The sequence below is a fragment of the Methanolobus psychrotolerans genome, assembly GCF_002243045.1.
In the GTDB taxonomy this organism is placed as follows: domain Archaea; phylum Halobacteriota; class Methanosarcinia; order Methanosarcinales; family Methanosarcinaceae; genus Methanolobus; species Methanolobus psychrotolerans.
The window spans coordinates 1-11,942 of sequence record NZ_MBKP01000069.1 but is presented as its reverse complement, the minus strand read 5'-3'; the positions used below and the strand labels follow the sequence as shown (position 1 = coordinate 11,942).

13 protein-coding genes are annotated in these 11,942 nt (G+C 42.1%); 5 read left to right on the top strand and 8 right to left on the bottom strand.

The window, feature by feature from the left end; all coding sequences use genetic code 11:
• Positions 1-533 (bottom strand): hypothetical protein (locus BB781_RS15905; protein ID WP_164997926.1); only part of this gene is annotated, 533 nt, incomplete at its 3' end.
• A 7-nt stretch (positions 534-540) separates the two neighbouring features.
• Here BB781_RS15905 and BB781_RS14660 point away from each other — a divergent pair.
• Entirely contained in the window at positions 541-2,169 is a 1,629-nt protein-coding gene (locus BB781_RS14660; RefSeq protein ID WP_164997925.1) for a FlaD/FlaE family flagellar protein, read from the top strand.
• A gap of 93 nt (positions 2,170-2,262) precedes the next feature.
• Here BB781_RS14660 and BB781_RS14655 read toward each other — a convergent pair whose 3' ends face one another.
• The 3 genes from BB781_RS14655 to BB781_RS14645 form a co-directional block, all read right to left on the bottom strand.
• On the bottom strand, positions 2,263-2,595 hold the full coding sequence (locus BB781_RS14655) for a DUF4870 domain-containing protein (protein ID WP_094229208.1): 333 nt from the start codon (positions 2,593-2,595) through the stop codon (positions 2,263-2,265).
• Between the two features lie 820 nt (positions 2,596-3,415).
• Complete coding sequence (locus BB781_RS14650) at positions 3,416-3,898, bottom strand: type IV pilin (RefSeq protein ID WP_094229207.1); 483 nt, start codon at positions 3,896-3,898, stop codon at positions 3,416-3,418.
• A 25-nt stretch (positions 3,899-3,923) separates the two neighbouring features.
• On the bottom strand, positions 3,924-4,136 hold the full coding sequence (locus BB781_RS14645; RefSeq protein WP_094229206.1) for a DUF5371 family protein: 213 nt from the start codon (positions 4,134-4,136) through the stop codon (positions 3,924-3,926).
• Between the two features lie 441 nt (positions 4,137-4,577).
• On the opposite strand from BB781_RS14645, the gene BB781_RS14640 reads away from it, so the two are divergent.
• The 3 genes from BB781_RS14640 to BB781_RS14630 are packed head-to-tail and all read left to right on the top strand — an operon-like array spanning position 4,578 to position 6,801.
• Positions 4,578-4,856, top strand: a complete 279-nt coding sequence (locus BB781_RS14640) for an ACT domain-containing protein (protein WP_094229205.1) — start codon at positions 4,578-4,580, stop codon at positions 4,854-4,856.
• A gap of 11 nt (positions 4,857-4,867) precedes the next feature.
• The gene (locus tag BB781_RS14635) at positions 4,868-6,229 is read left to right on the top strand and encodes a PFL family protein (RefSeq protein ID WP_094229204.1); all 1,362 of its coding nucleotides are present in this window, start codon (positions 4,868-4,870) and stop codon (positions 6,227-6,229) included.
• 35 nt (positions 6,230-6,264) lie between these two features.
• Positions 6,265-6,801: a shikimate kinase gene (locus BB781_RS14630; RefSeq protein WP_094229203.1), complete on the top strand. Its 537-nt coding sequence runs from the start codon at positions 6,265-6,267 to the stop codon at positions 6,799-6,801.
• Between the two features lie 20 nt (positions 6,802-6,821).
• Here the strand turns inward: BB781_RS14630 and BB781_RS14625 are convergent, their stop codons facing one another.
• From BB781_RS14625 to BB781_RS14610, 4 genes are all read right to left on the bottom strand, one after another.
• On the bottom strand, positions 6,822-7,670 hold the full coding sequence (locus tag BB781_RS14625) for a class I SAM-dependent methyltransferase (protein ID WP_094229202.1): 849 nt from the start codon (positions 7,668-7,670) through the stop codon (positions 6,822-6,824).
• A 73-nt stretch (positions 7,671-7,743) separates the two neighbouring features.
• A complete protein-coding gene (locus BB781_RS14620; RefSeq protein WP_094229201.1) occupies positions 7,744-8,499 on the bottom strand; it encodes an ABC transporter ATP-binding protein in 756 nt (251 codons plus the stop codon).
• Positions 8,496-9,566 carry a FecCD family ABC transporter permease gene (locus BB781_RS14615; protein WP_094229200.1) on the bottom strand — a complete coding sequence of 357 codons (1,071 nt, stop codon included), beginning with the start codon at positions 9,564-9,566 and terminating at the stop codon, positions 8,496-8,498. Before BB781_RS14615 ends, BB781_RS14620 begins: the two co-directional genes overlap by 4 nt.
• A 32-nt stretch (positions 9,567-9,598) precedes the next feature.
• Positions 9,599-10,774, bottom strand: a complete 1,176-nt coding sequence (locus BB781_RS14610; RefSeq protein WP_242492683.1) for an iron ABC transporter substrate-binding protein — start codon at positions 10,772-10,774, stop codon at positions 9,599-9,601.
• A gap of 205 nt (positions 10,775-10,979) precedes the next feature.
• Here BB781_RS14610 and BB781_RS14605 point away from each other — a divergent pair.
• Positions 10,980-11,942, top strand: a 963-nt coding sequence (locus BB781_RS14605) for an S-layer protein domain-containing protein (RefSeq protein WP_277985515.1), incomplete at its 3' end; no start/stop codon positions are given.

Sequence of the window (11,942 nt, the reverse complement as noted above, 5' to 3'; positions counted from 1 at the left end):
CCTGCTAATGTTCCTGGTTCTTTAGGGGATACTCCTTCAATTGGTGTCAATCCCTTTGCTTCTAGTCCTGCTAATGTTCCTGGTTCTTTAGGGGATACTCCTTCAATTGGTGTCAATCCCTTTGCTTCTAGTCCTGCTAATGTTCCTGGTTCTTTAGGGGACAATCCTTCAATTGGTGTCAATCCCTTTGCTTCTAGTCCTGCTAATGCTCCTGGTTCTTTAGGGAACAATCCTTCAATTGGTGTCAATCCTTTTGCTTCTAGTCCTGCTAATGTTCCTGGTTCTTTAGGGAATAATCCTTCAATTGGTGTCAATCCTTTTGCTTCTAGTCCTGCTAATGCTTCCGGTGCCGGTGTTAATCCTTTTGGTGAGCCGTTCAATGATGCTGATGGATCATTTGTTAAAAACAGTTCTAAATTTAAAGGTCCAGGTAAGCAGCCTATTAATGTAGATGCACTTAAAAAGAACATTGGAGTTTTATCTGTAGTTGCCCGGGGCTTAATCAAAAACCTGACAAAAGGAAAAAGTCTCATTGAAAGGATGGAAGACATGAGGGTTGATACGATGCTGGATGATTCCAATCCTCTTGGTAAAGATGATCCCTCGATAGTTAGGTCACCATTTGATAATGAATTAGATATTCCTTTTGCCAGTAATTCACTGAATCCTTTTTCCTTGTCTTTGGAAAGTTCAAATGAAATAGCATCTCCATCATCTGAGAATCCGTTTAAGGTCCCAGGTGAAAATGTTGATGGCATAAGGAAAGTAACTCCTATAGAGAACCCTGTTATGGGAATGAAGGGGATATCTCCCTTTGTTGAAACCATTGCTGAGGATACGGTCAGTTCTATTTCAGATAAAAGGTCTAGGTTTATGGGTGTTGATCCTGATATTGTGGAAATCATACCCGTGGGTGACTCTGTAGGTGATGATGTTGTAGATGATGCTGGTATAAATTCAGACGGGCTGCCCGGAGATATGGGTGCAATGCCGGTGGCAGGTAATATATTGGGACGGCAGGATGTAAAAAAGCCTGTTAGTAATAAGTCTGATATTGATGCAGAGGTCAATGATATTGCTTTGGATCAACGTTTGTCAACGGGAGTTCTTTCTTCAGGTTTAAAGGATATGAAAAAGGTTGCAGACAAGAGATTCGATGACCTGGAAAGTGACATCAATGATCTTAAAAGTAATCTCATGAGCACGACTATACAGTTTAGTGCTATTCATGGTGATGCAGGAAGCTTTTCAAGTAAAGTTTCAGATCTGGACGGGGCATTTTCTTCATTTGTCAAATCCACTGAAGAGTCACTGTCCCAAAATAATATGAAATTTGATAACCTTGAAGAAAAGACGAGTTTGATTGAAGGGAGAGTTGGTAATATTGAATCAACTCTTGGTGTATTGCAATCTGATAATCTTTCTATCAGGTCAGATCTGACCCGGATAGAGGACAATGTTTCCGAACTTGTGAATTCTTATACTGCTCTTCTTGCACAGTTGCATGAATCTTTACAGGAAAACGAATCGAATTTTTCCCGTATTGATGATGTGTCAGGAAAATTAGATCAAATTGGTTCAAAGATAAGTTCTATCGAAAAATCTCAGGAAGGTACAAGATCAACTTCAATGGAGTTTTCAAGGTCGGTATCTTTGTTGGTTGATAATATAGGTAAGGTCTCGTCTGAGTTTTTGGAATTCAAGCAGCAATCAGAAGCAAAGAATGTTTCAATGCTTGAAAGGATCGATTCAGTTACGGAATATGTGGAAAGTGAACTGAAAAACCTGGGTGCCAGAAGTTATAAGGGATTCGGGCAGAATGTTCATCTTTCTAACATAGTCAAGAACTCCGGTAACATGAAGCTTTGTATGGAATGGCTTGAGTTTTTGATGGGGCTTGTAGGTTGCAATAATCTTCCTGATATTCTGGCGTATTATGAGGAACTTGGATGGATCACTGAAAAGGTGAGGATGGAATTACTGCATTATGCTGAAGGCATCGATTTCTACATGGAAAAACCTGACTGGAAACTAACACCCGATGACCATGTCAAATCCATATGGTTCATCGAGAGTCTTGCAGGCATGAAAGTTGACAAGAATCGGATGTCTGTTATCGAAAGGGATATTGAGAAGGTTAAAAATGGCTCGGATATATACGGCATTTGAATACCTGTCTTAAAAAACAAACGAAAATAAGTGTTTGCAGACCGGGCCGGCCAGCAAACATTTTACTATTTTATAAAAATGAGACTGTAGATCTCAGAACATTGCTTCTAGTTTGTCAGCATAGTCTGCAATTACAGGCAGTCTGTACATGTTACCTTTGTAGGCCATGAACATCAGGTATAGCCAGAGTACAAATCCTACAAGGGGCAAGAATAACCCTATTAACCACCCAATAATTGGTATAAATCCCAAAATAATGCCCAATATGAACAGGCCACCAGACACTACAGTGGACTGCGCTGCATGGAAGCGTACAAATTTGTTTTCTTTCTCAATGATCAATAAAATTATGCCGGTAATAAATCCCAGGACATAGGCTATTACTCCAGCTATATTCTCGCTTACGCCTAATTTAGTTTCGCTCATCATAAACTCTCCTATAAATACCTATAATGTTATCATTGGTCTTTCTTTTTCATGGAATCAAAGCCACAATAAGAGTTACAACGATAAATATCAATATAATTCAAATGTAATCTTTATCGAGATAGTATTTATACTTATCTGAAACCACTAACACGTGGAACGACCTAATTAGATCTTTTAGTTAAAAACTTTCCTATTTTTCACGGGGTATTCATTCAAAACTATGCTCTTCAATTCAAGTATCATTCCGGAAATCAGAATAAGACCAAAAATGATAAAAACAGATCAAAAATATCCTAAAAATGAAAATCCAGGCTGCAAAGGCTCACATGGTTTGAAATCAAGAGGTTTAGCTCTCTACTTCCTCTCTCTCTCTCTCTCTTAATATCAAATAAGCGTTAAACCACAATTAACCTTGAGATTAATTGGCAAAGAGAAAAGATAGTTCTAGCGATTATTTATCGACTTCATCACTCTGGGACCTCCAAAAATTCGCTGTTTTTAGCTCACATATCGCTTCCATAATAGCTTAAACATCGACAAGTGTCATTATCTTGTTAAAGCCCTGGCCTAAAACCAGCTCAACAATGGTTGCCAGTGTTTTTTAAATATGCGCAGAAGATTGTGTCGGGGATCTAAAACCCTAACGAATTTAAGTTACCCCAAAAACATAGTGTCCGTTGATACTATGCCATACGCAAAATAAGCTTAAAGTTGCGGCACTCTTTGAGAATCCAAATACACAGTCGTCTTGGATACAATGTTAACATCAGGATAAAAAAGAGAAAATGATGACGCAAAAGCGTCATTAAATTTGAGTTTAGAACCTGACGTCCATGTCAGCAATCATCTGCTGGCTTGTTACATCAATGAATTTAACATTGACAGTTTCACCACTAGCTCCAATGTCGTCTGATACGTTTCCAGCTGCAAGCGATGTTCCAGCGAGAACTGGTATGCCGTCGAAATAGATTGTAAGAGTTTCTCCAGCATCAAACTGATTGTTGTCGGATGTTAGATTTCCAAGGTCGGTGTCTACGCCATCAACAACTACCTTTGTCCTAGCTGCTGTCAATACAATTGCATCTCCGCCTTGGTGCTCAAGTTTAACAACATTTAAACTGTTTGCAGTGTCAGAGCTTGCCCTTACGCTTGCCTGTGGTGCCTGTTCAGGTGGTCCCATGCCGAATACGAATGCTGCGATAACTGCAGCAAGGATGACAGTGATTGCGACCATCAGGATAACGCCGATGACCGGAGATACTGCATCCTCTCCATCAAGGAATTGGTTTGCTTTGCTCATAGTTTGTTCCTCTCTTGTTCAGAAGTTATAATTTCTTCTGTTTCTTTTTCTGGACCACTTTTTCAAGTTTCTTGGTCCACATTTTATCACTATCACCGAGGTCGGTATATTCGCACTCGAGATAATGTTGCACTGCCATACTCAAGGCTTCTTTTGTTGACGACTCATTGCATTTCTTCTTTAAAGCCGCCAGTTCATCTTCCGTGAGTACTGTTTGTGCGTGTACAATTTTAACCATTGTATCTCCTGATTGTTTGAATCATCTGATGAACTTAGTCGTTCAAACCATCATCATAATAATCATAAGAAAAATTGTATATAAACTTTGTTGCACAATGGCATTTTGGTTTGCTACTTTTCTTACATTTGCCATGTTTATTATATATTTATATCAATATATTCATTTGGAGAATATATTGGTATCTATGATATAAATATATGATTTATATAGCAGTTTTCTATGCATATTTTACATGATGGTGTTTAATCTGTCAGAATATTCTCAATTTTTTCCGACATATTAAGACCCTCTACCAGACAAATATACTTTTTCATTGGCGTCACATTCATGACTATCTTTTTGTATGTATGCCATTGGCAAAGTCAAAATAGAATCTCATATATTATACTACCATACTATCCGTCAGTTGCTTAAAAAATACTCAAAGAAGGAAGATCCATGTCATCCAGTCGTTTTATAATCACAGTCATTGGTATTGATAAAGTTGGTATCGTTGCGGGCATCACACAGGTCATGGCACTATATAATGTCAACATTGTTGACATCACCCAGACCATCATGGACGACCTGTTCACAATGATAATGCTGGCACAGATAAAGGAAGAAAACTTCGATCTTGCATCTTTCCAGCAGGCCATGTCCGGGACAGGTTCTGAACTCGGTGTTGAAGTAAAAGTCCAGCACGAAGATGTCTTCCGTTTCATGCATAGGATATGAGGTGTCTATCCATGCTAATCCATCCAGAAGAAATTCTTGAAACCATTAAAATGGTGAGCAACGAGAACCTTGACATAAGGACCGTCACCATGGGCATCAACCTGCGCGGCTGCAGTCACCCTGATATAGATACCTTCAACAATAACATCTACAACAGGATCATGTATTATGCAGAGGACCTTGTGAAAACGACCAACGATATACAGAACCTCTACGGAATCCCAATAATCAATAAAAGGATCTCAGTAACCCCTATTGCAATAGTTGCCGAAAGCTGTGAAGCTACAGACCTGACATCTGTTGCACAGACACTTGACAGGGCTGCTGAAGATGTAGGTATCGATTTTATAGGAGGTTTCAGTGCACTCGTCCAGAAAGGTATGACCCCTGGTGATCTGAAACTGATAAATTCAATCCCCAGGGCACTTGCCAGTACCAAAAAAGTATGTTCTTCTGTAAACGTGGCGACAACCAAAGCAGGCATCAATATGGATGCTGTTGCCATGATGGGCAGGATCATCAAGGAAACCGCCGAGCTGACAAAAGCTGATTCAGGTATTGGTTGTGCCAAACTTGTTGTTTTTGCCAACGCACCTGATGACAATCCATTCATGGCAGGTGCTTTCCATGGAATTGGCGAACCAGACTGCGTTATTAATGTAGGCGTAAGTGGTCCTGGTGTAGTTAACTCAGCTGTGCGCGCACTCAAAGACCCCACTCTTGGGGACATTTCCGAATGCATTAAAAAGACCGCTTTTAAGATCACCAGAATGGGTGAGATGGTGGGCAAAGAGGTCGCTCGCAGGCTCCACGCTCAATTTGGTGTACTCGACCTGTCCCTTGCGCCAACACCTGCTGTAGGTGACAGTGTAGCCGCTATCCTTGAAGCCATGGGCCTGGAGAGCTGCGGTACTCACGGCACAACGGCTGCACTTGCACTTCTCAATGACGCTGTCAAAAAAGGTGGCGCAATGGCTTCATCTTCTGTTGGCGGACTAAGCGGTGCTTTCATCCCGGTGAGTGAGGACGAGGGCATGATAAGAGCAGTACAGAGGGGCTCCCTCACACTGGATAAGCTTGAGGCCATGACAAGTGTTTGTTCAGTTGGTCTTGACATGATAGCAATTCCTGGAGATACTCCTTCCTCAACAATATCTGCCATAATTGCAGATGAGATGGCCATAGGTATGATCAATAAGAAAACAACAGCAGTAAGATTGATACCTGCGCCGGGAACCAAGGTTGGGGATATGATCGAGTTTGGTGGTCTTCTTGGAAGTGCTCCGGTGATGCCTGTACATAAATTCAGCTCGGAGATATTCATCTCAAGAGGCGGTCGGATACCTGCTCCGATACAATCTCTTACCAACTGAAATCTTTATTATTGGGTACAATACGGGATGATCATATGATTATAACTTTGATCGGTATGCCAGGCGCAGGCAAGAGCTCTGCCGGACAGAAATTAGCATATCTGTTGGATTATGAATTCATTGATACTGATAAGCTTGTAATAGATGGGTCAGGAACGGCCCTTCAGGACATTGTCAATGACCTGGGAGACATGGCTCTTATAAGGGCAGAGGAACAAAGCATACTCGATCTTAAGCTAAAAGACAACTGCATCATCGCAACAGGAGGAAGCGTTGTCTATTCTGCAAAAGCAATGCAATTCCTCAAAGCAAGATCTATTGTCGTGTACCTTGATGTTCCCTTTAGTACTATTGTTATGAGGCTCTCCAATCTCACAACAAGAGGCGTTGTGGGTCTGAAAGAAAAAGGATTGCACGGTCTTTACGAGGAAAGGACCGCACTTTACAGGTCTTTTGCAGACCATATCATAGAAGTTGGCAGGAAGGACAAAGTGACAGATGTCGTGAGCAAGATGATCATGACCGTCCTGCCCGAGCATGTTGCGGATATCGCCGATCAATTATCAGATTAACTATTCGGTTAGTTATCTGATCAGTTCTCCTGCGTATTCCACCATATCCTCACCCGGTTGGATAAGGATTTGTGGACAAAGGTCCCGTTCTCTTTTTCAAGCTTATCGCTCAGATATCTTCCAAGCATTTCTTTCTCCTGTGCCGTCTTCATCCCCATGTGGCCACCAAAATGCTCCACAGCCTCGTCTAAGGATGAAAAAGTCTCATTTTGCTCAAATGACATTGTTTCGATATTGGGGTAGATGCCCATCTGGTAGAGTACATTATACAGAGTATCACACTTTGGCATACTATGGTATTCTTTACCGTGGTGTAAAGGCCAAAGTTCTCTTGCATAGGGGTCCCAAGGTCTGTCCCCTGCAAACCAGTACAGGTATATTTGTCCGCTACAGACTGCTTGCATAGTCTCTACGGCTTTACGGATATCGGGCATACCAAGTGAAAAAGATGCGATGACAATATCATATGGCCCTGAAAGGTCCGTTTCTATATTGACATCTTCCCATTTTTTCTCAACGCATGTTATATTATTACATTCATGCTCTTCTACATTCTCCCGCAGAACCTCCAGCATTGCGGCAGATGGTTCGATTGCTGTTACATGTCTGGCTATTTTGCAGAGAGGTATTGCAAGGGATCCTGGTCCTGCACCAATATCCAAGACGTTTGAATCCTGGGTGATTGGTATTGAGCTTATTATTTTTCTGGATCTTTCGTGATCGTTCTTGCTTGACATTTGCCAAAACTTCCTGGCATTCTCCTTGTCTTCCCATATAGACGTGCAGTCATCTGAATTCCGGCATTCGCTATGCTTGTATGTCTGCCAAGTCCACACTTCATTCCAGTCAATATTTTTTATACACTCCATAGTATTCTCTCATTGGGCTTCAAATGCATTTATACTTCTAAATAGAAATTAGTTTATACAATCGGCATTAATTTTATAGTGTCGGGATCACCACAGCTATGTCCATGTAATTCTGTATAGTTACCGGTACTCCATATACTTCCTCGATTATTCCTGGAGTTATTTCCCCGATGCTCCCTGCCGCAAAGATGGCACCATTCTTAAGGAACAAGAACTTATCAGAGTACCGAAAGGCCATGTTTAAGTCGTGCATGGTCATTATTGCAGATACGTTATCCCTTTTCACAATTTCTCTTACTATCTCTAGGATATCTATCTGATTTTTCAGATCCAAACTGCTTGTCGGCTCATCGAGAAGAAGGAGCCTTGGATTCTGGGCAAGAGCTCGTGCTATCCCTATCTTCTGCAACTCTCCACCGCTAAGTTCATCTATGTATCTCAGTGCGAACTCCTCTAGATGCAATTTCTTGAGAATGGCCTCAACCAGCATCACATCTTCAGTAGTGATTTTCCATTTTATATGTGGCATCCTTCCCAGAAGTATTGCGTCAAAGGCTGTCAGCCTTGCACATTCGCAGCGCTGTGGCACATATCCCAGACGGCGGGCAATCTCTATCTGCTCAAGCTTAAGCACATCTTGATCTTCTATTAGTATTGTTCCACTCTTTGGTTTGAGGATGGCATTCATACATTTTAGGAGGGTGGTCTTTCCCACTCCGTTTGGTCCCAGTATGGCAAGTATCTCGTTTTTCTTAAGGTGGAATTTTATATCCCTGAGTACCTCTTTACTACGGTACTGGAACTCCACTCCATTTACTTCCAATATCACATTCTTCTCCCCTTAAGTATCAGGTATATAAACGTCGGTGCTCCTAAAAATGATGTGAGTACTGCTACCGGGAGCTGATATGGCTGTATTATAACCCTGGCTGCAGTATCTGCACACAGCAGTAGCAGAGAGCCCATTACTATACTACCTGTTATCAGGAAACGATGATCATCACCAATGATGCGGCGCGTCATATGGGGGCATATCAGTCCTATAAAACCGATCACTCCCAAAAATGCCACGATCACGGCCGTCACGATGGATGCGGCCATCATTCCTCTAAGTCTCACCTGCTCAACGTTCACACCAAGTCCCTTTGCTGTTTCATCTCCTGCATCTATGGCATTGTATTTCCACCTGTTCAGTGTAAAATAGATTATAGATACAACTACCACGACAGTGATAAATGCCAATTCCTCCCAACTTGCCCTTGAAACATCTCCAAAAGACCAGAATACTATGGAAGCAAGCTGTGTGTCATCTGCAAAGTACTGTAAAAACATTGTCCCTGCAGTGAAAAGAGAACTCATGGCCACACCCACAAGGATCATCACTTCAGGCGTGACTCCTCTGTATCTGGAAAATGCCAGAATGATGGCCGTGACAAGAAGAGAGAACACAAATGCAACGGCAGTGGTCACATATGGGTTACTGATAGTCACAGCATCGCCGACAAGGGTATGTGTTGAACCTGTTCCAAGCACCATCACTGAAAAAGCTGCTCCAAAGGCTGCAGCATTGGAAATACCAAGCGTGAAAGGAGAAGCCAATGGGTTTCGAAGTATTGATTGCATTACCACTCCTGCCACGGATAGCCCGGCACCGGCAACGATGGCTGTGAGTACCTGAGGCAGGCGTATATTCCATATAATGCTGCCCCACCTATCTGAAATACTATGTCCTATAAGTGTCTTTATTACTTCTAGTGGAGGTATATCTGCGGCTCCTACTGAGATCGACATCACAAGCATTACGCATAAAAGAACAATACCTGACAGGATATATGTGGTCTTCCTGTCAGTATGCTCTTTGTAACGGCGTGCGATTTCACCTTCTGATCTATTCATCCTTTCACCGTTTTCGGTTAGCTTTTGAATTTTCAGATCTCTAGTTTTGTAAATGCAGGTATTCCATAGACATTGATCATCGTGTCATAGATTTCCTTGCCAAGCTCTTCATCTCCTTTGCATACAAGGAATGTGTATATTTCAACGGTCTTATTTTCAAGATCCACATCATCGAATCGGTCAGGGTAGAGTGTCTTTCCTGCAAAATAAGAGTCTGCAAGTACCGAGCCAAAGTTTGTTGCGTACTGGTTGAAAGGCAACACTCCATATACATTTCCTGACCGGACTGCCTGTAGCTGTCTATACGAGGCATCGTTCTGTAGCAGGCCAAGCCCGCTTCTCTCTTCTCCGCATTCAATTGTGTTCAGGTCCACAAAGATGATCTCAGGGTCCCACTCTATGATCTTTTCCTTTGCAACATCTGCAACGTTGATATCCATATCTGCATATGCCACATTCTTTGCATTGGTGAAAAGGAATGGCGGATATGTTGGCTCTGTGGACTGGAATCCCTGTGGTCCGCCTGCTCTTCCTATGCCACCGACATAACATGTAGGCTTGTCTTCTTCCGGTATGTCAACAGTGCGCTCCTTAAGTTCTGCTATGTTTCCATCAAAGAAAGCAATTACTTCTTCTGCACGTTCTTCTTTACCCACGATCTCTCCAATTATTCTGAGGCTCTCATCAAGGTCCTCTTTGTTATCGGCTAGATCTCCAGTATTAATTACAACAACCGGGATACCTGTTTTCTTCTGAAGTTCTGCAGCGTCATAACCTGTTGCGGAATATGTCTTTATTATCACTTGGGGAAGTGGGTCGAGAGAAAGTATTTTTTCAGGATCGTCCTGTCCTCTGGTCTCTCCAAAGATGGTATAATCAGTACTGAACTGGGGATTGGCAAGAGAATAAGGTTTGGAATTAGATGCTGAATTGGTTGTTTCGCTTCTTTCAACACCTACAATCTTGTCCTGTGCTTCAAGGTATGTGAGATATCTCAGAGTACCTACGCCGGAGCAAATCACATAATTCACAGATTCCGGAATTTCCACAGTTCTGCCAAGGGAATCTGTAATAGTTCTGGTTGCTGTTTCTTCCGGTGTCTGGATACTCTGTGAAGTTGATGAACTCTCCATGCAGCCTGAAACCAATGTTGATATGATTACTAATATTACTAAAAAAGTGATGGTTTGTGTTTTACTCCTATTCATTTTAGTTCTCCTCTGTTTTAGTAGACGTGTGTTAAGGTTAATTGGTATATATGATTTATGTTTGGCATTCACAACACAACTAAAAAGCAAGAAATATATACTTTAAGGATAACAAAAAACAGGCTAAAACACTTAGATGTTTTGAGAGTACTATGGAGCATTACATGGATGTTAATGTTCTCTACCCTTGTCAGGGAGTATCTTTATGAAAAAAAATACAGGAATAATAATCACACTTTCAGTAATTTTGGCCATGGTCACGATACCTGCAAGTGCATCAGATGTAACCTACAATATCAGAAGTACCGTATATGACAGCTCCGACTCTTTCACCCCCGCAGGTGATTTCTACTGGGACGCCAACACATTCTCTGGGTTTTGGTATCCGATCAAGCCCGGTCTTTCCAGTGAGGTTCTCTATTTCCACAACAGTGTGAACTCCTCATCGACCATGCAGCTTGGGGACAAGATCGCTGAAGGGGATCTCTATTACGTTAGCAAGCCCCAGATGAAGAAGACCAAGATCGGCGACATAGACGATGAAAGTACATTTATCGTTGATGGTGTGGATCTCAAAAAATACTACCTGACGGGTTTCTTTGGGGCACAGCACGTGGTAATGCCTGAAGATCCCTCTTCCCTCTCTGCCGGCTGCCAGCCGGATAAGATAGCAAAGATCCTGATGGAAACAGATGATGATGGTAAAAAGCAGATGCTCTCTGGCGAAACATGGGATCTTGCAGGCGGCTGGTCACTTGTTGTGCAGCAGGTGGATGTAGAAGGTAAAAAAGTATGGCTGCAGTTAAACAAAGGTGGGGAAGAGATAGATTCCGCAGTTGTGTCGGGTGACACAGAGCTGGCAAACACTGAAAGGACATATCTCTATAAGGACGGTGACGACAATCCTGTATTCTATTGTTATGTAGATTCCGTATTCCGGGGGGCAACAGATGATTTCGTGGTATTCAAATACACTTTCCTCAGGGGCGATATAACTACCATACAAACCGGGGACATCTATGGTGCTTTCGATGTTGAGGGATTTGAGGTCCCTGCTGTCATGAATGGAATCAATTATGCAGGAAGTGGCGGTGGTACAAAACTGAATACTGGCGATAATGCTCTGGTGATGTCCAGCAACAAAGACATCGATCTTGATGGGAAAAAG